Below are 24501 nucleotides of genomic sequence, written 5' to 3' on the forward strand. Positions count from 1 at the left end.
TTAACAATAATATAACGGCACCAAACCTTTTTTTAGTATAAAAAACGTTTATTTTAGAATTGGAAATAGATAAATGGCTGCGGTCCTGCGGTTGCTGTTGCGTAGACAATCCAGTAGACAAAACCTAGAATCAAGGCCTTTCCAATTAATGGTGTCTTGTCAAAAGCCAGCTTCATGTTCTTGGTAATTCCTTCTGGAAGGAAATGCCATACATAACCCAACAGCATCAAAAGGAATACATTCTTGTAGCCCGAAATAATGATCTGCCACTGTTTCGGATCGAAAGTCAGCTGTCCTATATTATTGATGATTTGCAATGCCGTATCAAAATCTTTCGCCCTAAAAAATAGCCAGCAGAATACAACAAAATGGAATGTTAGCAGGATGGAGAAAAACCTCCAGATGTAGTCAAAAGCATTCTTTTTGGCGTCTTTTTTGGAAGGAAAAAATTCAAGGAAAATTTTGTGCACAGCCAAGGCAACGCCATGCAAGGCGCCCCAAATAATAAAACGAAGGCTGGCTCCGTGCCATAAGCCTCCCAAAAGCATCGTCGTTAAAAGATTCACATTCGTGAACATTGTTTTTTCTCTGTCTTTAGACAAGATGAAAGTCAGGCTAAAAAGAACTAAAGAAGAAACCGCAATAATCAGCGGAATATGACTTACGGTAGAATAGCTGATTCCCCAAATGACCAACCCGAAAAAGAACAACGCTGGAAATAAAAATCCTGCGAAGGAACCGTGTCGGTTTCCTCCAATCGAAATATAAAGGAAATCTTTTAGCCAAGTTGATAGCGAAATGTGCCATCTTCTCCAGAATTCTGTTATCGAAGCTGATTTATAGGGCGTCCTAAAGTTGGTCGGCAATTTAAATCCGAGCAATAATGCTACTCCGATTGCCATATCTGAATATCCAGAAAAGTCGCAATAAATCTGTATTGCATAACCGTAAGAAGCCATCAGATTTTCAAAAGCCGTATAGCTTGTCGGCGCATCAAAAACACGGTCGACAAAGTTTATGGAAATATAATCTGAAATAACTGTTTTCTTGAGAAGACCTCCAATTATAAGGAACAAGGCATTGTTTACGTCTTCTTTGGTAAGATTTAATTTTTGGTAAATCTGCGGCAAGAAATCTTTTGCGCGGACGATCGGTCCAGCAACCAACTGCGGAAAAAAGGAAACGAAAAATAGGTATTCGATATAATTGTTCGTCGGTACGATTTCTTTCCTGTAGATTTCAATAATATAGCTTATCGACTGAAATGTGTAAAAGGAGATTCCGACAGGCAATAGTATCTTATGCAGTTCGAAATGTCCTTGAAACATATCGTTATAGGTACCGATGAGGAAATTGGTGTACTTAAAATAGCCTAAAAGTCCGAGATTTAAGATAACACTGAGCCAGATGTAAAACTTACGCCAGCCTTCGCGGTTTTCCCGATAAATCACGCCACTTAGATTGTAATCGACGACAGATGACAGGATGAGCAACAGAAAATAGACACCGCTCGACTTATAATAAAAGAAAAGCGAAAATAGGATGACATATACCAGCCTCAAGTAAAAAGTCTTGCGCATAAAGGCATATACCAGATAAAAAATCAGGAACATTCCTAAAAACAGTCCTGTATTGAACAGCAAAGGTTCTTTCGGATTGTATATAAACCAGCCTTTCACTTGTTCTAAAGTGATTACTCCAAAGGTCTGCGTAAACCAGTCATTTATGCTGTTGATTGTCATTAATTCTCTATGCCCGATTTAAAATTACTGTATGCTTTTAGAAGCGCTTCTGATAATAAATTCCCCTGTTTTTCATATCCTGCTTTAGAATAATGAACTCTGTCGCCCGACATTAATCCTTTGGCCGCATTTCTGCTGACACCGTATAATCCTCCAAACTGAGAATACAAGTCCCAAACAGCAAAGCCTTTTGTTTCAGCTGATTTCAGGATATTTTCTGAATAATCGGCTGCAAATGTATTTGGAAATTTTCGTTTAAACAAGGACGGCGGCGGTGTCGATATAAGAACAGGAACATTTAGCTGCTGTGCTTTCAGATTTTCTAGGAACAGGTTAAGTTGCACCATATATTCCGAAGAGACCATCTTGTCAAAAGTTTCGTTTGTTCCTAAAGAAAGCACGATCATGTCAGGTTGCAATGCTTTTAACTGCTCAAAAAACAACGGATATTTGTTGTAATCAGAAAATTTTGCTCCATTTACACCGATGCTGCTATAAATTACCCCTGGGTTATTATTTTCAAGCACTAATCCGTTTAAGGCAAATTCCGAAGTTTCGGGATTCGGAATAAGATAAATCTTGCTCAAGACAGTTTCGCTTTTATAATAATGCGAAAGTGCATCGGATTGTACTTCCAGCGGAATAAACTCTGACCGTGAAATGGATTTCTGCTGCATTTCATTCGTCGGAATCTTTAGTGTTTTTCCAGCTCGGATATTATTTGACTTTAAGTTGTTTGCTTTTTTCAACTGCGAAACCGAAATGCCATACTTTTCGGCAATAATCGATACCGCTTCTCCTTTTTTAATCCTGTGCGTGATCTTTTTCGGAACCGAAGACTCCATCACTATTGTTTTTGAAGCCGTAGCCACATCAAACAAATCTTTATTTTTTGGAGTGATGATCTTGATGGTGTTGAAGCCATACGAACTGTCTTTAACATTAATCTCGATAGCAAAATCTTTGTTCTTTGTCCACAAACCGATACCGCTCAAGCCAACAGGATTTCCGATTACCGGATAGATATTTCGGTAGCTTTCCCAGCTTCTGTTTGATGAAAATCGTTCATTATAGGAACCATTCGTCTTTGCCAAGCTGTACGGAAAAATAAATCCTCTGCCACCATTTCCGAATTCTCCTTGTAGTTTCTTTCGAATGACATTCGTCATCAGGTCAGCTTGGATATGAGAGTCTCCGATATGCACAATATTGATCTTGCCCGATTTATTTTGCTGGCTGAAGCTTAATTTTTCAAAAAAAGGCTTTAGCGTTTTAGCATTGTGAATGTGATTGTCTGGAATTACGATAATTTCCGTCGTATCAATTGCTGCGACAGTATCGATTTCGACAAACAGAGAATCTGTTTGCGCATACGATTTGACAGCTGTTACGAGGCATATCAGATAAAAAAATAATTTCAGCTTATGCATCGACACTGTCTTTTTTAATTCCTGTTGAATCAGAAGGTTTCTTCTCGGCAGGCTTTCTTTTCTTTCTTAAAGCTTTATATTTTTCATAACCTTGGTTGAGCTGTTCATACAGCAAGCCAGCTATTTTTTTAGCACCGCGGTGGTTAAAATGCGTATAATCTTTATTGGCTTTTGCTGGTTCTTCTTCTACCCATTTTACCATAGAGCCGTCTCCGCCCATCAAAGTATATAGGTTTACGAATCCTGATTGTGTTTTCAAGGCGTATCTTTTTTGCGCTGTTGTCAATGGAACTACGGCAGAATCGGTTTTCATTTCCAAGTCGTATTTTGTAGACTTATCGGCTGTCGAAACAATCAAGATGGCAACTCCAGGAAAGCATTCTTTCAGGTGGTTTACCGTTTTTGTCATGCTTCTGTCGTACCAAGTATAATCTTTAGTTCCGTAATTCAAGACGTTTGTCCCGTAATGCAGCACGATTAAGTCGTAGCCTAATTTACTGTTGAAGGCTTGCATTACAGCTGGATTAAAGGTTGAAATCGGCAATCCTGAGTTTCCTCTTTGTGAAAAATTATCCACATGGACACCTTTTCCGTCATCAAAATTGAAACCAAAAATTGGAATAGAATCCGCTTTTATAAAATCAGCCTTGAAGCTTTTGACACTGCTTGAAGATATCTTTAATGTATTGACCAAACTGTTTGGCGTTAAGCTTTTTACGATAGTATCTTTTCCGATGATAACATCTACTTTTCCGTTAAGATTGGATGACCTTCCGTAGAAAAGCGTAGGATTGTCAAGCATCGTCGCAAACTTCGCATTATTTGCCTTAAAGCGTATCCATTCTACATGAGCCGTATCATTTGCAAAAAAGACATGCCCGTTAACTCCAAACGGACTTCTAGGCCTTTTGACATTCAAATAGGATTGGGTTTTCCAGTTTCCTGAATATTGGTGTGTGATCGAACTTCTGGAAGCCGCAGATTCTGACGTTATGGAAACAAAACCAACGCCGTGACCTCCAAACTTTGTCTGGTAATCGGCTCTTAAGTCTTGAACAATCATATCGCCATCGGTCATCGAATCTCCGAAATAGGCAATCCTTACACTTTCTGATTCTGGATTTGTTTCTAACTGGTACAATTTCTCATAAAAAGAAATCAAGTACTGATAGCCTTTGTAGTCTTCAAATTTTTCGGCAGGGAAAGTAATCCCTAAAGTTGGATCAAAGACGATTTTTTCATTAATCAGCGTATCTTTTGCAGTAGCCTTGACATCTTTGGCAACTGCATCCAAAAGCATGCTGTCAATCAGCACGTTCTTTGAGTTTGGAACACCTTCGGAAAAAATTTTCTTTGGCAGAAACTGCTTGAATCCAATAAAGGCGCCAGCGGCCAAAAGCACGATTGCAAAAGATTGAAAGAAATAAGAATTCGTTTTCACTACGGTAATTATGAGTTAGGAATTACATTCTTTCAGGAACATCAATTCCCAAAAGGCTAAATGCTGAAGCGATGATATCGGCTACTTTTTTTGACAGCTGGACACGGAAAACCTTTTCATCAAAGTTGTCAGAGCCAAGAATCGGAACGGCTTGATAAAACGAATTGTATTCTCTTACGAGTTCGTAAGTATAATTCGCAATCAATGCCGGGCTGAAATTCTGTGCCGCATTTTGAATAATCTCTGGAAAAGTTTCCATCTGCTTTAGCAGTTCTTTTTCTTTTTCGTGCAAAGAAATAGAAGTCATGGTGCTGGAATAGTCAAAATCTGCTTTTCGGATAATCGACTGGATTCTAGCGTAGGTATATTGAATAAACGGCCCTGTATTTCCAGCAAAATCGACAGATTCTTCGGGATTAAACAGAATACGTTTTTTGGGATCTACTTTTAGGATATAGTACTTTAAAGCACCTAATCCGATGGTTTTATAAAGCTTGGCTTTTTCTTCTTCGGAATAATGATCGAGCTTGCCCAATTCTTCAGAAATCGATTTGGCCGTTTCAGTCATATCTTCCATCAAATCATCGGCATCCACAACGGTTCCTTCACGGCTTTTCATCTTTCCTGAAGGCAAGTCAACCATTCCATACGATAAATGGAAAAGATTTTGGGCCCAATCGTATCCGAGTTTTTTCAAGATTAGAAATAATACTTTGAAATGGTAATCTTGTTCGTTTCCGACAGTATACACCATACCGCCAACATCTGAAAGGTCTTTCACACGCTGGATTGCAGTTCCGATATCTTGCGTCATATAAACAGAAGTACCGTCAGAACGCAAAACTAATTTTTCGTCCAAACCATCTTCTGTCAGGTCAATCCAAACCGAACCGTCAGGTTTTTTGTAGAAAACACCTTTATCCAAACCTTGCTCCACAACATCTTTCCCTAATAAATAGGTATTGCTTTCGTAATAATAGGAATCAAAATCAACGCCTAGGTTTTTATAGGTTTCGGCAAATCCGGCATACACCCATTGGTTCATCATTCTCCAAAGGTTCATGACTTGTTCATCACCGGCTTCCCACTTTTGCAGCATTTCCTGAGCTTCTACAATAATTGGCGCTTGCTTTTTGGCTTCATCTTCTGATTTGCCTTGCTGCATTAATTCATTGATCTGGCTTTTGTAGGCTTTATCAAATTCGACATAATATTTTCCTACCAACTTATCGCCTTTCATCTTAGAAGTTTCCGGCGTTTCATTGTTGCCAAATTTCTCCCAGGCCAACATCGACTTGCAGATATGGATTCCTCTGTCGTTGATGATTTGCGTTTTATATACTTTTTTGCCCGAAGCCTTGATAATTTCGGCTACCGAATAACCCAAAAGATTATTACGTACATGCCCTAAATGCAACGGCTTGTTGGTATTTGGAGAAGAATATTCTACCAAAATGGCTTTTTCATTTTCTTTTGGAGACACAAAACCGAAGTTTTCTATGCCTCTGATGTTGGCAAAGAAATCCAGATAATATTTATCAGAAATCACGATATTCAAAAATCCAGAAACGACATTAAATTTTTCGACTTCTGCAACATTTTCAACGAGATAGGTTCCGATTTTATTTCCAAGCTCTACAGGATTACTTTTGACAAGCTTCAGCAACGGGAAAATCACCATGGTGATATCACCTTCGAATTCTCTCCGTGTTGCCTGAAATTCTATTTTGTCAATAGTAACTCCAAACAAAGCGGAAACAGCTTTTTCAATCTGCGGTGTAAGAATTTGAGATAATGTCATTTTAAGTAATTTTTAAGCGTGCAAAGATACTAATTCTGTCTGAATTTAGGCAATAGGAAATTCCATTTATCAAAGATAGATTTTCTTTTTGCTTTGGCTGAAAAACCAGTTCTATTTTTAGCAGGCAAGTAACAAAACTTAAAACCGCTCGTCTCAAATAAACAAGCCTGTTGACGGCTAAAAAAGTCATGTTAACCAACAAATTTAGCTAGTTGGAAAGATGTTATAAGTGGAGTAAGCACAAAATTCAAATTTCCTGTATGGGCGTACTTAGTGCTTCCTATTTTTGCCATCTGTTTAAAAATAATGGGAGCGTTGCCTAGAGCACTATTTAACATTATAAGAAATTTATCTAGATCATAATTTGTTTTTGAAAAATCAAAACAATACAAATTCGATTGAATTTTCTTTCTTATAAATGCAAATCTGTAAGATTTATAACATAGAAAGCCCTAAAACATTACATTTCATCGTATTAATTTGCATTTCGTCGATGCTTATCTTTATCTTTGCTAAGAACTTTCAAATAAAAGCCCCAATTTTTATTAAGTAAGTATCAAAAAATTGATTTGCCCTGATTAATTTTGATATGAAAAAAAACCTATTGATTCTATTGGCTCTATTGCCAATACTCGGCTATTCGCAGGCTATAACTGTCGATACCTCAACTCGCACGGTGCCACAACTTGTAACAGACGTTCTAATCAATTCCCCTTGCACAGAAGTAACGAATATCTCTTGGCGAACGGGAACTAATTTTGGCTCCAGCAACGGAATTGGATATTTCCAAAATACCAATCCAAATTTTCCAATCAGCAGCGGCGTTGTCTTGACAACAGGAGATGCCAATAATGCTCCCGGACCTAATACTTCGATTCTTAATGACGGAAATACTCCTGCGTGGGTAGGCGATACGGATTTAGAAAATGTGCTTGCTGCGGCAGGAATTACCATGAATTCTGTCAATGCTACTGTTCTTGAGTTTGATTTTGTTCCTATTTCGTCAAATTTTAGCGTAGATTTTCTTTTTGCGTCTGAAGAATATGGCAACTCACAATGTAGCTTTTCGGATGCGTTTGCTTTCCTGCTCACGAATCAAAATACGGGCGTGACCGAAAATCTCGCAGTGATTCCAAATACGACTACACCTATTTCGGTTCTGACCATACGTGATTTTTTATATAATTCGAGCTGTGCTTCGGCAAATGCCGAATATTTTGGAAAGTTCAATGGAGGTTCTGAAGCTTCTGGCGCTGCCATCAATTTTAACGGACAGACGGTTCTTTTCCAAGCCGCATCAATCTTAATCCCAAATACACCTTATCACATAAAACTGGTTATTGCCGATCGATCCGACTATAAATCTGATTCGGCGATTTTTCTTTCTTCAGACAGTTTCAATATCGGACAAGACGTCTTAGGTCCTGACCTGACCATTGCAAACAATACCGCAATCTGTCAAGGCGGAACGCATACCCTAACAACAGGATTGAGCACAGACACCTATTCTTTTGCTTGGACACAAGACGGAGCGCCAATCGGAGGAAATGTTGCCGAACTTAGCATCAGCGATCCAGGCACTTATACCGTTACCTATAATAATATATTGTTTCCGTGTGAAGCTCCTGTAACAGATTCGATTATCGTAGAATATTATCGACAATTAATTACTCCTGACCCTGTTCCGCTATACAAATGCAACACAGGACAGCCTACTTATAATTTCGACCTGTCTTATAACACTCCTATTATTTTATCTGGAATCGATCCGGGCGTGACGGTTTCGTATCATGCGAACCGAATAGACGCTGGTAGTGGAGAAAACATCTTGCCAGCTATCCGCCAGAGCGCTGGAAATGAAAGCATCTACGTAAGAATCACAGACACAAACGGATGTGTAACCATAAAATCATTCGACTTGCTTTTGATTACGCCACCAACTGCTACAGAGCCAGATGATATTACAGAATGTGCCATTTCTTTAAATTCTACAGACGGAAATTTCACCTTTGCATCGCAAAATACAGCCGTATTAGGTGCATTGCCTTCTTCTGTTTATAATGTTCTGTATTACACTTCTTTAGAGAATGCACAAGCAGGCACAAATCCCCTACCTTCTGTGGATTACATTACAGGAGGGAATCAAACGATTTATGTGAGAATCGAAAACAAGACCGATACCGATTGTTACGACACTACAAGTTTTGAGATTTTTGTCAAAAATTTGCCAGTAGTTGATATTCTTCAAAACATAATCGTTTGCGATCAGTACGAATTGATTGCTTTGACAAATGGTAATTATTTTTCAGGGCCTGACGGTACAGGAACGCCATTGCTTCCGGGTGATATTATTACAGAAACACAAACCATTTATATCTATAATCAATCTGGCGGGATTCCAAATTGTTCTAACCAAAGCAGCTTTAGAATCACAATTATTGACCCAGAATCACTTACTCCTCCAGACGGAAGGCATTGTACAAGTTACGTTTTGCCAAGCTTAGAATATGGAAACTATTTTACTCAGCCCGGCGGAAACGGCACTCAGATACCTTTCGGGACTGAAATTACAAGTACGCAGACAATCTATGTATATTACAGATTTCCAGAAGAACCATTCTGTATCGTCGACAGCAGTTTTGAAGTAGAAATAATTCCTTTCCAAAACCTGCCTGAAATTGCTTCGGTATTTGACTGCGATTCGTATGTCTTGCCTACTCTAGCCTTTGGAAATTATTATACGCAACCGGGAGGAACCGGAACGATAATTCCAGGAGGAGCTACAATTACTACTACGCAGGCTATTTATGCGTATGTCCAAAATGATATCTGTGTAGATGAAAAACCATTTACCGTATTCATCGGGATAGACACGCCTCCCAACGCTGAAAATTGTTCTAGCTATACGCTTCCACCATTGCCAATCGGAAATTATTACACCGGACCAGCGGGTTCAGGCACACAAATTCCCGCCGGAACAGTAATCACTACAACCCAGACCATTTATGTGTATGTGGCAACAACCGAAGTGCCAAATTGTACAGACAATATACATTTTGAAGTCACCATTACAGATCCATTCCCAGCAATACCAAACGATGTAACTATTTGTGGCAGTTATGTATTACCTGCAATTACCGTTGGAAATTATTACACAGCACCGGGAGGAACAGGAACAATGCTTTTAGCTGGACAGACCATAACCTCAACCCAAAGAGTCTATATTTACAAACCGATTACACCAGGACAGAACTGTACGAATGAGATAAGCTATATGGTGACCATCAATCCTATTCCTCAGATTAGTTCCAGATCCGACATTGGTCCAACTTGTACTCCTTATACTCTGACACCTTTGGCTGTAGGCAACTATTATACCGCACCTGGTGGAAACGGAACCATGCTTTCTGCTGGCGATGTGATTTCTGAAACCCAGACTATCTATATTTATGCCACGACAACGACAGAACCGCCATGTAGCGCCGAAAACAGCTTTACGATTACAATTGTAGGAATCGAAGCTGATTCTCCAGATCCTGTAATCAGTTGCGATAGTTATTTACTTCCAGCTTTGACTGTAGGCGACTATTTTACTGAAGCTAATGGCCAAGGAACCATGCTAAATGCCGGTGATGCAATCTCCACAACCACAACCTTACATATTTACGCAGAAATAGACAATCGTGGCGAAATTTGTTCTGATGACAATTTATTCGAAATTACGATTGCTACGACTCCTGTCGTGAATCCTATTCCAGAAGGCTTAAAAATCACCTGCGACAATGATGCTATCAATGACGGTTTTACCTCGGTTAACTTGACTGCTTTTTCAGATTTTGCATTAGGAAGCCAGCTGCCAGAAGATTATATCGTCGAATATTTTGAATCCGAAAATAATGCGCTCACTAGGACAAATCCAGTTACAGCATCGGCAATAAAAAACATTTATGTGCGAATTTCAAGCAGGATTTCAGATCGCTGTTATGCCATAATGCCGATTCGCATAACCGTACACCGTGTCCCAGAGCCACATCCGCGAGGAGGAACAGTTTGTATAAACAGCGAAACCAATCAGCTTGTAAGCTCGCATACCATCCAAACCGGACTCAGCACATCGTTGCATACTTTTCAATGGTTTGATGCGAATGGATTGATTTCTGGCGCGACGGGGAGTTCCTACACAGCGACAGTTCCTGGTTCGTATTCGGTAATTGCAACGAGCAATGCAACGGGATGTTCTTCCAATCTGGTTGCGGTTGAAGTCGTACGCTCAGAAAAACCGACTGTGACCTATACCGTTAACAATAACTTTGGAGACAATCAGAGCATCACTGTCATAGCAACCGGAGTCGGCGGCAATTACGTCTACCAACTTGACGGAGGGCCTTTCCAAGAAAGCAATGTGTTTGAGGATGTTGCTTCGGGCGAACATACGATTACGGTAAATGACCTCAACGGATGTGAAAGTACTACGATTGTGGCTCTCGTCATAAACTATCCGAAATATTTCACTCCAAACGGCGACGGCTATAATGATTATTGGAATATCTGGGACTTATCGCACCAGCCTGAGGCCGTGATTTATATTTTTGACCGTTATGGCAAACTCCTGAAACAGATAAAACCTTCTCAACCGGGAGGCTGGGATGGCTTCTACAACAATGCTCCAATGCCATCGACCGATTATTGGTTTAAGGTTATCTATTTAGAAAATGGCACTACAAAAGAATTCAGGGCACATTTTGCCATGAAGCGATAAATACCAGTAACAGCTAACATTCAGTTAATCAGAAGGCTTCTATTTTAGAAGCCTTTTTATTGTTTGGAATGATTTTAAATATCAAAAAAAGTGTAACATATTTTAAATTTTATAGTCTAGTAAGCAACAAAAAAATTGTCCAATTTATAAAAAGATGTTAATATTTGTATAAAATAGTACTATGCATTACATATTACAAGAAAAAGAAATACATTTGCAACATCAAAATCAATCAAAAAAAGCTAAATGAAACTAAAATTATTCTTTCTGTGCCTTATTATGCCAATGCTTTCGTTGCAAGCGCAAAATAATCTTACAATCTCAGGGAAAGTAACCGACAAGGCAGGACAGCCGATTTCTTATGCTACCGTAACGGTCAAAGAAGGCGAAACTGTCATCACCGGAAGCATCACTGATGACAATGGTGACTTTGAAGTAAAAGGACTTGCTCCTAAAAACTACAATGTAGAAATACAATTTATCGGCTACAAGCCGTATAACGGAAAAGCGGATCTTACCTCTGGTCAAAAAGGTTTTTCACTGAACAAAATTACTCTTGCCGACGAAGCAACACAGCTTGAAGGCGTAGAAGTGGTTGCGGAACGTTCTACTATCGAGCAAAAAATCGACCGAAAAGTAATCAATGTCGGACGTGATTTGACAACAGCTGGAGCAACAGCTTCAGAAATTATGAACAATATTCCATCGGTGAATGTAGACCAAGACGGAAAAATTTCCTTGAGAGGAAATCAAAACGTTAGAGTCTTAGTTGACGGAAGACCAACCAACATGGATCCGGCTCAATTGCTAAAACAGATTCCTTCAACTTCTATCAAAAAGATTGAGCTGATTACGAATCCAAGCGCGAAATACAATCCAGAAGGTATGTCTGGGATTATTAACATCGTATTGCATAAAAATTCAAATGATGGCTTTAACGGAAGTTTGAATGCCGGAATTACGTTTGCCAAAGAGCCAAAATTCAACAATTCTTTGGATATGAACTACAGAACTGGAAAAGTAAATTTCTTCGGAAATGTGGGTAGCAATTTCGGAAAATACTACAATGACGGTTTTATCCAAAGATTCGACAACAACTCACAGCAAATTCTGGATATCGTAAACGACAATGAATCGTACTTGTATAAAATTGGTATGGATTATTATATCGACGATAACAATACGCTTTCTTTCTACACCAACCAAAACGGAACTGACGGAACAGGACATGTAAATACCGACATCCGATACTTGAACGGTGATCAGCCAAATGTATTGCAATTAGGAGAGTATCTTACAGACAACAATAGTGGCGCTTATAATTTAGCGTACAAACATAAATTCGCAAAAGAAGGCCATACGTTAGATTTTGAAGGAAACTACAATGATTACAAGCAGACACAACATGCTAATTTTGACACGACTACTTTTGAAACTCCAATTGAGTCTCTAATTTATTCGGACAAAATTGTAGACAAGAGAGAAAACACGACTTTGAATTTGGATTATGTAAATCCATTAAATGAAAAATCGACTTTAGAGTTAGGTGCTGAGGCAAGAATAATCAGAACTACAAACGATTACAATACTCAAAATCCGGTTTCTCCTTTTACGATTAGCCATTATGATTATGACGTAGATATTTATTCAGCCTATGCTACTTTTGGTCAGAAGTTCGAAAAATTCAGCTATCAAATCGGAGCTCGTTTTGAAAGCTATAAAGTAAAAGCAAATCTGGAAAGCAACAACGTAGATCCAGATCAAAGATTGAAAAAATTCGATGATGATTACATGACAGTATATCCGTCAGCTTATTTCACATACAATCTAGATGAGAAAAACATGTTCCAATTGAGCTACAGCCGTCGTGTTGACAGACCAAGTCTGGAACAAACAAAACCAATCAGGGAGTTTTCTACGCCATTGGTTACCGGTTTAGGAAATCAAGAACTAGAGCCTCAATTCACAAATTCTGTTGAATTGAACTATACAAAAATGTTTGGAAAAGGTTCTTTCACTGGAGGTGTTTACTACCGATTGATCAATGATGAGATCAGCAGAGTTTTGTATTCTGATGAGACTACAGACAATCCAAACGACTTGATCATGAGCTGGGCCAACTTCGATAACAATTCAGCGTATGGATTTGAATTGTCTGCCAACTATAAAATTACAAAATGGTGGGATGTTCAGCCTTCGATAGATTTCTCAAACATTTCGCAAAAAGGCTTGGTTTCTGTATTGCGACCTGGAACAACCGATGTATTTGATTTCGTTAGAAGAGAAATTGATGCTTCTGCTTTCAACGCAAGAATGAACAGCAATTTCAAAGCAACAAAAAGCTTGAGCTTCCTTTTATTCGGTTTCTACAGAGGCGGCGTAAACGGAATCCAAAACGACAGCAGGGAAATGTACAAAATTGACATGGGCGCGCGTTATGCGATGCTAAACAACAAATTGTCTTTCAGCGCTCGTTTCAATGACGTTTTCAATATGATGGAATATGGTTTTGACAGCCGTAATCCGTATCCAAGCACAGGTGTTTTCAGATGGGAAAGCCAAAGTCTTTACTTCGGAATCAACTATATGTTTGGAGGTGGTAAAAACAGAGCGTTACAAAGAAAGTATCGTGAAGACAACACGAAACAAGGCGGCGGAATGTTTTAAAAATGAATTTTTAGGTTTTTATATATTGGGTTAGAAATGAAAAACTCGGAAGTGATGCCTCCGAGTTTTTCTATTTTATAAAGCCTTGTTTATGGATAAATTTGTATCTCTGCTCCAATTTTTACGGCATCGTATAATTCGTCAATTTCAACATCTGTAACAGCTATACAGCCAGCCGTCCAGTCTCTCCATCGGTGGAATTTTGAAATATAGCCCCTTCCGTTTCTAAGTCCGTGGATTTTTATATCACCTCCAGCTGGTTTCCCTAGACTTTTTGCCTTCTCTAAATCCTTTTCATTGGGATAAGAAATGCCTAGGTTTTTATGAAAAGTGCTATTCGGATTCCTTCCGTCAATACTATAAATTCCTTCGGGCGTCTTGCAATCGCCTTCAAATTGTTTATGTCCGACAGGATTCTTTCCTAAAGATATTCTATACGTTTTCAAAAGCACGCCTTCCGAATAAACCTTCATTCTTCTTTTCGATTTGAAGACTTCAATCCGATCAATTTATTTTCCTTTTGGCAGCTTGCTTTCGGGATAGAAATAATAGGTGGCAATAATAAGAAGGATTATTATGAAAATCATGTGGAGGTATTAAGGTTTTGAGGCTCTGAGAAGCTAAGAACTATGGCTTTAAAGCTTTTCAAACTTAGAACCTTAGCGCCTTAACTTCTCAGCACCTTATTCTACCATTTAATCACAGCACTTCCCCATGTAAAGCCACTTCCGAAAGCGGCTAAAACAACAGTATCGCCAGATTTAATTTTTCCTTGTTCCCACGCTTCCGTAAGTGCAATCGGAATAGAAGCTGCAGTAGTATTTCCGTATTTCTGGATGTTATTATAAACTTGATCGTCAGTCAGCTTAAACTTTTGCTGAATGAATTGAGAAATTCGAAGATTTGCTTGATGCGGAATCAGCATATCGATATCAGAAACTTCTAGATTGCTTGCTTTTAGGCCTTCCATGATTACTTCGCTAAAACGAACTACAGCATTTTTGAATACAAATTGTCCGTTCATGTATGGAAAATAACTTTCGTCATTCGGATCATTATCTGCAATAATATCAGTAACCCAGCGACCGCCCATTCCTGGTGCCTTTACGATCAGTTCTTCGGCGTATTGGCCTTCAGAATGCAAATGCGTAGATAAAATTCCTTTGCTCAAATCTTCTTCTCTTGATAGGACCGCTGCTCCTGCCCCATCGCCAAAAATTACGGAAACACCTCGACCTCGGGTTGTCATGTCCAATCCTGTAGAATGTACTTCCGAACCGATAATTAGTATGTTTTTATACATTCCGGTCTTGATGTATTGGTCGGCAATCGACAATGCATATACAAATCCAGAGCATTGATTTCTGACATCTAACGCGCCAACAGTATTCAATCCTAGATCTCGCTGTACTAAAACGCCAGGCCCAGGAAAATAATAATCAGGACTTAGGGTCGCAAAGATGATAAAATCGATATCTTCTTTTGCTACTCCAGAACGCTCGATCGCAATTTTGGCGGCTTTTACGCCCATGGTCGTGGTCGTATTTCCGTCGCCTTTTGTGATGTGGCGCCTTTCTTGAATTCCGGTACGTTCTTGAATCCACTCATCATTCGTGTCAATTATTTTTGACAAATCATCATTAGTAACTCTATTTTCAGGAACATAATATCCTAAACCTGCAATTTTTGAATGATACATATTTTATTATTTCGTTAAAAATCAGACCGCAAATTTACGCATCTGCGAATTATCTATTGCACAAGTTAGTAAATATTTCGATATCAGCAATCCAACCATTTTTATTGAAAGGTATTTCAACAAGATTAACCGCATTATTAACGAAATATTTTAGCGTATGTAACAACCTTGACTTATTTTAGACAAATATTCATCAACTATAACACATAATCTATGAAATTAAAGTTATCCTTGCTTTTCTTGCTTGTCGGGCTGTCCGGATTTTCCCAGGAAGAGCTTACTTACCAAAAGCCTTCCAAAGAAATTTTGGAGCTGGCAGATTACGAAAGAGCTCCATCGGTTACCATGGATACCAAAAAAGAATATATGCTTCTTTCGTACCGAAACACCTATAAGACTCTGGATGAACTAAATCAGGAGGAATTACGATTGGGCGGCTTGAGAATCAATCCGATTACCAATATTTCAAGCACTGTTACTTACATCAACAACATTAAAGTCCGTAAAATTAAGGACAAGAATGAAATCCAAGTGACGGGCTTGCCGCAAAATCCAAAAATCAGCAATATAGCATGGTCGCCAGACGAGAAGAAAATTGCTTTTTCACATACGACCGCTACAGGCGTAGAATTATGGGTTCTGGATATTGCTTCAGCGAAAGCGACACGATTGACAGACGCAACTGTAAATGCGAACATGGGCGGACCATTCAGCTGGTACAGAGACAACCAAAGCTTGTTGGTTAAAATGCTTCCGAAAGACCGTCCTGCCTTGATCGATTCGAAGAAAGACCTTCCAAAAGGACCGACGGTTTCTACAAGCGACGGTTCGAAATCACAAAACAGAACGTACCAAGACTTATTAAAAAACAAGACCGACGAAACGAATTTCGAAACTTTGGTAACTTCAGAATTATACAAAGTTGATCTTAACGGAAAAGCATCGTTGTTCAAAAAAGCCGATTTGTATGCCGGAGAAGGCTTTTCTCCTGACGGAAATTACATCCTGATCACAACTATTCAAAAACCATTCTCTTATATCGTTCCTTTGAGCCGTTTCCCTATGAAATCCATAGTTTATGATCAAACCGGAAAAGAAATAAAAGTAGTCAACGAAGTGCCTCTTTCTGAAATTATGCCAAAAGGATTTATGGCTACGAGAAAAGGAAAAAGAAGCATGAGCTGGAGAAGTGATGCGCCTGCAACACTTTATTTCGTAGAAGCATTAGACGGCGGAGATCCTGCAAACAAAGTAGATTTTAGAGATGAAGTTTTCTTATGGGAAGCTCCTTTTGCTTCAAATCCGACTTCTTTGGCAAAGACTGCACAACGTTATGGAGGAATTGTTTGGGGAAATAACACGACTGCTATTTTATACGACCAATGGTATGACACTAGAAACGAGAAGACCTATCTAATCAATCCGTCGAATCCAAATCAGGCACCAAAAGTAATTTTCGACAGAAATTCTCAAGATATTTATTCTGATCCGGGAAGTTTTGAAACTGTAAAAAACCAATATGGAAGACAAGTACTAGCATTAGAAAACGACAATGCTTTCTTAATTGGAGAAGGTCATACAAAAGACGGACAGTTCCCTTTTATTGACGAATTCAACATCAAGACCTTCAAACCGAAACGTTTGTACCAATCAAATTATAAAGATAAAGTCGAAAGTATTTTCTCTATTGAAGATTTCAAAAAAGGCGACGTTTTGGTTCAAATTCAGTCAAAAAGCGAATATCCGAACTATTACTTCAGAAATATCAAAAAGAAAAACCAGCTGACACAGATTACGGATTTCAAAAATCCATTTGAAAGCATCAAGAATGTACACAAAGAAGTCATCAAATACAAAAGAAAAGATGGCGTTGAACTTTCTGGAACTTTATACCTTCCTGTCGGATATGATATGAAGAAGAAAGAAAAGCTTCCTTTGTTGATCTGGGCATATCCAGAAGAATACAAAGACAAAAACAGCGCGGGACAAAGCGCTCAAAATTCAAACGAATTTACGTTCCCGAATTACGGTTCTTTTGTATACTGGGTAACAAAAGGCTATGTTGTCTTAGATGATGCTTCTTTCCCGATTGTAGGAGAAGGAACAACTGAACCAAACGATACGTTCATTACTCAATTGGTAGACAATGCCGCTGCAGCTATCGACGCTGTAGATAAATTAGGCTACATCAACCGCAAGAAAGTTGCTGTTGGAGGCCATTCGTATGGTGCTTTTATGACCGCAAACTTATTGACGCATTCTGATTTATTTGCGTGTGGTATTGCACGTAGTGGCGCTTACAACAGAACACTTACCCCATTCGGATTCCAAAGCGAGCAACGTAACTATTGGGAAGTTCCTGAGGTCTACAATACGATGTCGCCTTTCATGAATGCTGAAAAGATGAAAACACCATTGATGTTAGTTCACGGAGATGCTGACAACAACCCTGGAACATTCACGTTGCAGACAGAACGCTATTTCCAAGCATTAAAAGGACTTGGTGCGCCTGTTAGAATGGTATTATTGCCAAAAGAAAGCCACGGATATGCTGCCAAAGAAAATATCCTGCACCTGCTTTGGGAACAAGACCAATTTTTAGAAAAATATTTGAAAAACTAATTTTGTTCTTAGGAACTGCATTTAAAAAATCCCGAAATCAGAAGATTTCGGGATTTTTATTTTAAAACACTTTATTGTTTACTTCTAAGAAAACCAATGTTTCGTTTTCTAAAGCAGTATTGTGTTCAAAAAAAATGACTTGTTTTTCAAGAACAGCCTTAATAAGATACCTATTTCCTTTAAAAAAAGATTGCTTTACTTGAACTTTAATAAAACCGGATTGGGCTACCTTCAACTGATGCGGATACAAAAGCAACGTAGTCGTCGTTCCCTCTTCATCATCGACAGCAATCTCGTTGACCTCTCCAAACAGCGAGGCCACATATTTATTAATAGGATTAAAATACAATTCTTTTGAAGGTGCCTTTTCAAGCATTTTTCCTTTTTGCATCACGATAGTCTCATCAGCAAAAGAAAGCGCATCAGCGCTATCGTGTGTCGCAACAATACAGGTTATGCCCTTTCTCTTTAAGTAGGCAAAAAGATTTCTTCTGAGCGCATTTTTTCTAAAATTATCAATATGGCTGAAAGGTTCGTCCAATAACAGAACTTCCGGCTCTAATGCTAAAACGCGTGCCAGCGCTATCCTCTGTTGCTGGCCTCCGCTTAAATACTTTGCTTTTACCTTAGCATAATCAGACATTTCAACCATGGCGAGCAAATCTGCGACACGTTGCGCCTTTTCTTCCTTATGGACATTGGAGAGGTATTTGCCTACATTCTCTTCTACCGTTATATAAGGCATCAAATCGAAATCTTGTGCTAAGTATTTTATATAATCTTCTCCTGGAATCAGATTGAATTTTGGACCTAAAATTTGGGTCTCATTATAAAAAATCTCGCCTTCATCTAAATCATAAAGTCCGTAGATTAATTTTAAAAGCGTGCTCTTTCCGCAACCGCTTTCGCCGATTACTGCAATATTTTGTCCTTTTTGGATCGTAAAACTGATATTCTGTATGACTTGTTTCTCGGAATAACCGAAAGAAATATTTTGAACTGATAACATGTATGGTCTTGATTGAAGAATGCAAAGTTACAAAGTTTGACTGCAACAGAAATAGAAACTTTTAACGATATTGAGAAAAGAAAGAGCCTCCCAATGGGAGGCTCTTTTTATGTAATCTAATTTTTTAATTAGAATTTGTAAACCAATCCTAAGTTGATGTCTCTCATGTCAAGACCAAAATCGAAAGAGTTTGTTTTTTCAGCACCGTCAGCATCTGGTTTAGTAGTTTCGAAACCTAAGATTCCGAAAGTAGCCTCTAAAGAGAAGTTTTTAGTGATGAAATAGCTAACACCTGGAGCTACAGCAACACCAAAACCGTCACCTTTGAATTCTCCAAGTTCTCCTGCTTCAAGATCAAACTCATTATCGTAGCTATTGTAGTTTACACCCAATTGTCCGAAAAGAGAGAATTTAGAAGCTGGTGTAAAGTAATATCTACCAAAAGCACCTACAGAAAGTGTGTTGTTTTTAGCATCTTCTCCACCAAATTCAACTTTTGAAGATTGGTATCCTACTGCAACACCAACAGCGATGTTTTCAGTTACGAAATAACCAACTCTTGGAGCGATTTCGAAATCACTTGTTTTGAAGTCTCCAGTTTTAGTTGAACCAAAACCTACAGCTCCTGAGATGAATACATCACCTTTTTTAAACCCTTCAGTAGTTTCTTCTTGAGCGTTAGCAAATCCGAAAGCGAATACTGCAGCTACTGTTAAAATAATTTTCTTCATGTTTGTTTAGTTTTAAAATTATGGCGCAAATGTATAAAAAAAATAACACGAAACAACTTACGTGTTATTTTTTCATTTACCCTAAAATATAGGTAAAAAGCATCACTATCCTCTAATTTTCTGACATTCAAAACAATGCAAATTTTAAACTTAATAATTTCAAATAAAAAAGCCTTCCGAATTGGAAGGCCTTTATTTTATTTTAGGTGATAACGATATTAAAATCTGTAACCAGCACCAATTTGAAAACCTGTATTAGTAACTTTAGCATCTCCTTCAGTATCAGAAATATCAGACAAACCTGCATTGTATCTAGCATCAAAGAACAAACCGTTTGGTAGTTCATAACCTGCACCTATACCAAGACCAAAATCAATAGATTTCGTAGCTTCGTCTAAGAAATCATTCTCTGCTGCAATTTTAAATGCTACTTCTGGACCAGCTTGAATGCTCAATCCTTCGTAAACATAATACTTAGCCATAATTGGAATTCTAAGATAGTCTAGTTTAGCATCTTCAGCTCCTTCATTAGAATACAATAATTCTGGCTGAACGTGAAATTTATCACTTACTGTAAAATCTGCCAAACCTCCAACGTAAAAACCAGTTTTGCCATCTGTATCAGCATCAGCACCAAAATTTGTGAAGTTTGCTCCAGCTTTAACACCGAATTTTATTCCTTCTTGGGCGTTAGCAAATCCGAAAGCGAATACTGCTGCAACTGTTAAAATAATTTTTTTCATGTTTGTTTAGTTTTAAAATTATGAACAAATGTAAAAAAAAAATAATACGAATCAACTTACGACCAATTTTTTAATTAACTTAATTTTAAGAAAAAAAATATTAATAATTTCCTAAATTTAAATTTATCTCAAAAAAACATGGCTAAATTTGTCCATAGAAGCGAATAGAAAAACTTTAAACCACTTTAAAAAATTTATTATGAAAAAACTTATCGTAGCTGCAATTTTAATCATTGCAGGAGCAACAAATGCTGATGCACAACTTTTAAAATTTGGTATTAAAGGAGGCGTTAACTTTGCCAACTTTAACGGAGGCGTCGACGGTATCGACTACAGCAGCAGAACAAGCTTTCACGCTGGTGCGGCTGCAGAAATAAAACTTTTTCAAAATTTTTCATTACAACCTGAACTTTTATACACTTCTCAAGGTGCCGATGTAGACGGATTTGACGATTTCAATTTGGATTATGTGGCTGTTCCTGTTTTGGCGAAGTTTTATATTATTTCTGAAAAATTAAGCCTTGAAGTAGGCCCTCAGTTCTCTTTCTTGATTGACGAAGCAGAAGAAGCTTATAACAACAAAAGTTTTGATTTCGCAGCAGCGGGAGGTTTAGGACTTAACATTACAGACAACTTCTTTGCTCAGGCAAGATATACTATCGGGCTTTCGGAAGTTTCAAAAGAAGCCGAAGTTAAAAATGCTGTATTCCAATTATCTCTTGGATACTTCTTTTAAAAAATAGTTCTCAATAAAAAGAAACCGTTTTGTTTAGGCAGGACGGTTTTTTTATTATTTATCATTTCACAAACACTGGAAATTCCTATTTTTACAAAAACATCTTCCATGAGAATCATTATCATCAATGGCCCTAACTTAAATCTGCTCGGAAAACGCGAACCTGAAGTCTATGGACATACTACCTTTGAGGAGTACTTCGCATCGCTTCAAGCTGAATTTCCTTCTCTTGAGCTTCATTATTTCCAAAGCAATATTGAAGGAGAGATCATTGATAAGCTTCATCAGACAGGCTTCTCTTTTGATGGAATCATTCTCAACGCGGCTGCGTACACGCATACCTCTGTAGGAATCGGAGATGCTGTAAAGGCGATTAGCACTCCTACTGTCGAAGTACATATTTCCAATACCTTTTCGAGAGAATCTTTCAGGCACCAATCGTATATTTCGCCAAATGTAAAAGGCATCATTATCGGCTTCGGACTTGAAAGCTACAAACTGGCAATAAACTCTTTTCTCTAAAAAAAATTTCGGCCATGCAACCATGTTGTAAATAAATTCGTCTATTTATTTACACGTATGATTGTATATTAACTTAAACTATTACATCCTCCGCATGAAAAAAATTTTTACGCTACTTCTACTTGCCTTTTCTATTTGTGGATTTTCGCAGATCAAGGGAAAAATTACTGACGAATCCGGAAAAGAACTTCCGGCCGTAAACGTATATATCGAAAACACTTATAACGGAACATCTTCTAACGAGCTCGGGTTTTATGAACTAAATATAAAATCACCAGGGAAATATATCGTCGTTTTCCAATACTTAGGTTACAAGACGCAAAAGACAACGGTTAATGCAGAAAAATTTCCTCATGTTTTGAACGTTACTCTTGCCGAAGAAAACATCTCGATTCCTGAAATTGTTATTGATTCAAAAGAAAACCCTGCCAATGCTATTATCCGAAGCGCGATAGCTGCTAAAAAGCAGAATTCGGAGATGACGGCAAAATTTAATGCTGATTTTTATTCTCGCGGTATTTTTAGAGTAAAGGATGCACCGAAAAAGATTTTAGGCCAGAAAGTAGACGAAGATGGTATTTTAGATTCTACAGGAACAGGAATTATTTATTTGTCTGAAACCGTGTCCAGAATTACTTACCAAAAGCCAGACAAGCTGAAAGAAAACATCATCGCTTCTAAAATAAGTGGAAACGATAAAGGATTCAGCTATAATACGGCCAGAAATACCGATTATGATTTTTATGAAAATTATATCGACTTCAACATTAATATGGTCTCTCCTATTGCGAACAATGCTTTTAACTATTACAAGTTCAAAATGGAGGGTACTTTTATCGACGAAAACAACAACACTATCAACAAGATTAAGGTAACTCCTAGAAGAGACAGCGAACCTGTTTTTGAAGGCTACATTTATATTGTTGAAGATTCATGGGCTATTTATGCCGTCGATCTTGATATCAAGGGCTACAGAATGCAGGAGCCAATTATAGACGTGATGAATCTTACGCAAAACTTCAGCTACAATTCCAATTCAAAAATATGGGCAAAAAGTCTGCAGACTTTAGAGTTTAATGCTGGGCTTTTCGGAATTACGTTCACAGGAAAATTTACGCATGCTTTTAGCAACTATGAGTTCAAGCAAGAATTTGAAAAGAAAACTTTTACTAAAGAAATTGTTTCTATCGATAAAGAAGCGAATAAAAAAGATGATACATTTTGGGATGCGATGCGTCCGGTTCCTTTAACAGACGAAGAAACAAAAGACTATGTCAAAAAAGACAGCATACAAACGATACGCAAATCGAAAACCTATCTTGATTCGATTGACAGAAAGGATAATAAATTTAAGATTCCTGACCTAATTACCGGCTATACTTACAAAAACTCTTATGAAAATTGGTCTTTGAAATACGACGGAATTCTAGAGTTCCCTACTTTTAATACAGTTCAAGGCTGGAATCTGAATTCTGGTTTTTCATTCATGAAAAGAAATCCAGACGAAAATACATATACGACGTTTGGCGTAAAAATGAATTACGGGTTTGCTGAGGAAAAGCTAAGAGCTATTGGTTATTTCTCAACCCGACTGAACAACCAGACCAATTCCTATCTCTACGCTGCTGCGGGTAATGAAGTTGCCCAATTCAATCCTACTGCAATTAGCGGTATCGTGAATACCGTAAGCACTTTATTCTTCAAGGATAACTACATGAAGTTATACGACAAGACTTTCGGGCGAATCGGATACCAGCAAGAAGTCGTAAATGGCCTTACGCTAACCGGAAACGCAGAATATTCTAGAAGAAAATCGCTTTTCAACAATACGGATTATGTAATGATAAAAAGAGATAAAGAATATACTTCAAACAATCCTCTTGCTCCTGATGCGCATACGCTGCCTATTTTCGAAACGCACAACTTGGCAAAAGCTTCTATCACGGCACGAATTAATTTCGGACAGGAATATATTTCTAGGCCTGACGGAAAATTAAACCTTAGAAACGACAAATACCCTGTACTTTCGGCAACTTATGAAAAAGCTTTTGCTGGAAGTGAAAAAGAATACGAATACGATGCTGTTCATGCGCGCCTAGTATATGATGTTACTTTAGGAAACAAAGGAGAATTTGGCATTAACCTGAAAGCAGGGAAGTTCTTTAATGCTGAAAATATTTCTTTTGCAGATTACAAACACTTTAACGGAAACCAGACTCATATCGGGCAATCTGACAGGTATTTGAATGTATTCAATCTTCTTCCTTATTATACGCATAGCACAAATGATTCCTATATTGAGTTGCATGCCGAGCACAACTTTAAAGGCTATATCATGAATAAGATTCCGTTACTAAACAAGCTGAAATCAAATCTTGTGGTCGGATATCATGCTATTGCAATTCCAGACGTAAAACCTTATTCAGAGTTTACAGTTGGATTAGACAATCTTGGTTTTGGAAAATTCAGGATGCTTCGTGTGGATTATGTACGTTCTTACCAAAACGGATTCCAAGGCGACGGTGTCATCTTCGGACTGAAATTCTTGAATATTCTAGAATAATGAAAAACAAAAAGGCGTTTCGATTGAAACGCCTTT

15 protein-coding genes are annotated in these 24501 nt (G+C 38.1%); 6 read left to right on the plus strand and 9 right to left on the minus strand.

The features are described from left to right. Nucleotides 1–53: 53 nt before the first annotated feature. The 4 genes from GGR22_RS03365 to argS are packed head-to-tail and all read right to left on the minus strand — an operon-like array spanning nt 54 to nt 6414. Nucleotides 54–1742 carry an MBOAT family O-acyltransferase gene (locus GGR22_RS03365; RefSeq protein ID WP_182492563.1) on the minus strand — a complete coding sequence of 563 codons (1689 nt, stop codon included), beginning with the start codon at nt 1740–1742 and terminating at the stop codon, nt 54–56. Then, on the minus strand, nt 1742–3172 hold the full coding sequence (locus GGR22_RS03370) for a LysM peptidoglycan-binding domain-containing protein (protein WP_182492564.1): 1431 nt from the start codon (nt 3170–3172) through the stop codon (nt 1742–1744). The genes GGR22_RS03365 and GGR22_RS03370 overlap by 1 nt, the downstream gene beginning before the upstream one ends. Next, on the minus strand, nt 3165–4613 hold the full coding sequence (locus GGR22_RS03375; RefSeq protein WP_182492565.1) for an SGNH/GDSL hydrolase family protein: 1449 nt from the start codon (nt 4611–4613) through the stop codon (nt 3165–3167). The genes GGR22_RS03370 and GGR22_RS03375 overlap by 8 nt, the downstream gene beginning before the upstream one ends. 22 nt (nt 4614–4635) lie before the next feature. Further along, on the minus strand, nt 4636–6414 hold the full coding sequence (gene argS / locus GGR22_RS03380) for an arginine--tRNA ligase (RefSeq protein ID WP_182492566.1): 1779 nt from the start codon (nt 6412–6414) through the stop codon (nt 4636–4638). A 589-nt stretch (nt 6415–7003) separates the two neighbouring features. Here argS and GGR22_RS03385 point away from each other — a divergent pair. Together GGR22_RS03385 and GGR22_RS03390 are read left to right on the plus strand one after the other, a co-directional pair. Continuing rightward, nucleotides 7004–11173, plus strand: coding sequence for a T9SS type B sorting domain-containing protein (locus GGR22_RS03385; RefSeq protein ID WP_182492567.1), 4170 nt, complete (start codon nt 7004–7006; stop codon nt 11171–11173). A 246-nt stretch (nt 11174–11419) separates the two neighbouring features. Next, entirely contained in the window at nt 11420–13840 is a 2421-nt protein-coding gene (locus GGR22_RS03390) for a TonB-dependent receptor (protein WP_182492568.1), read from the plus strand. Nucleotides 13841–13929: 89 nt separating this feature from the next. Here GGR22_RS03390 and GGR22_RS03395 read toward each other — a convergent pair whose 3' ends face one another. Together GGR22_RS03395 and GGR22_RS03400 are read right to left on the minus strand one after the other, a co-directional pair. After that, nucleotides 13930–14349 (minus strand): L,D-transpeptidase family protein, encoded by a 420-nt coding sequence (locus GGR22_RS03395; protein WP_317169784.1) that lies wholly within the window; start codon nt 14347–14349, stop codon nt 13930–13932. 179 nt (nt 14350–14528) lie between these two features. Next, nucleotides 14529–15539 (minus strand): 3-oxoacyl-ACP synthase III family protein, encoded by a 1011-nt coding sequence (locus tag GGR22_RS03400; protein WP_182492569.1) that lies wholly within the window; start codon nt 15537–15539, stop codon nt 14529–14531. 213 nt (nt 15540–15752) lie between these two features. On the opposite strand from GGR22_RS03400, the gene GGR22_RS03405 reads away from it, so the two are divergent. Then, complete coding sequence (locus tag GGR22_RS03405) at nt 15753–18161, plus strand: S9 family peptidase (protein ID WP_182492570.1); 2409 nt, start codon at nt 15753–15755, stop codon at nt 18159–18161. A 61-nt stretch (nt 18162–18222) separates the two neighbouring features. Here the strand turns inward: GGR22_RS03405 and GGR22_RS03410 are convergent, their stop codons facing one another. The 3 genes from GGR22_RS03410 to GGR22_RS03420 all read right to left on the minus strand — a co-directional run bounded on the left by GGR22_RS03410 (nt 18223) and on the right by GGR22_RS03420 (nt 20644). Next, complete coding sequence (locus GGR22_RS03410; protein WP_182492571.1) at nt 18223–19170, minus strand: ABC transporter ATP-binding protein; 948 nt, start codon at nt 19168–19170, stop codon at nt 18223–18225. 128 nt (nt 19171–19298) lie between these two features. Then, a complete protein-coding gene (locus tag GGR22_RS03415; RefSeq protein WP_182492572.1) occupies nt 19299–19901 on the minus strand; it encodes an OmpW family outer membrane protein in 603 nt (200 codons plus the stop codon). Between the two features lie 218 nt (nt 19902–20119). Then, nucleotides 20120–20644 carry a porin family protein gene (locus tag GGR22_RS03420; protein WP_182492573.1) on the minus strand — a complete coding sequence of 175 codons (525 nt, stop codon included), beginning with the start codon at nt 20642–20644 and terminating at the stop codon, nt 20120–20122. A gap of 199 nt (nt 20645–20843) precedes the next feature. Here GGR22_RS03420 and GGR22_RS03425 point away from each other — a divergent pair, with 199 nt between their 5' ends. The 3 genes from GGR22_RS03425 (at nt 20844) to GGR22_RS03435 (ending at nt 24465) form a co-directional block, all read left to right on the plus strand. After that, a complete protein-coding gene (locus GGR22_RS03425) occupies nt 20844–21380 on the plus strand; it encodes a porin family protein (protein WP_182492574.1) in 537 nt (178 codons plus the stop codon). Nucleotides 21381–21488: 108 nt separating this feature from the next. Further along, nucleotides 21489–21902: a type II 3-dehydroquinate dehydratase gene (gene aroQ, locus GGR22_RS03430; protein ID WP_182492575.1), complete on the plus strand. Its 414-nt coding sequence runs from the start codon at nt 21489–21491 to the stop codon at nt 21900–21902. Between the two features lie 94 nt (nt 21903–21996). After that, entirely contained in the window at nt 21997–24465 is a 2469-nt protein-coding gene (locus GGR22_RS03435; RefSeq protein ID WP_182492576.1) for a DUF5686 and carboxypeptidase regulatory-like domain-containing protein, read from the plus strand. Nucleotides 24466–24501: the final 36 nt, after the last annotated feature.

Origin of the sequence: Flavobacterium gossypii (assembly GCF_014138495.1) — a bacterium.
Lineage (GTDB): Bacteria > Bacteroidota > Bacteroidia > Flavobacteriales > Flavobacteriaceae > Flavobacterium > Flavobacterium endophyticum.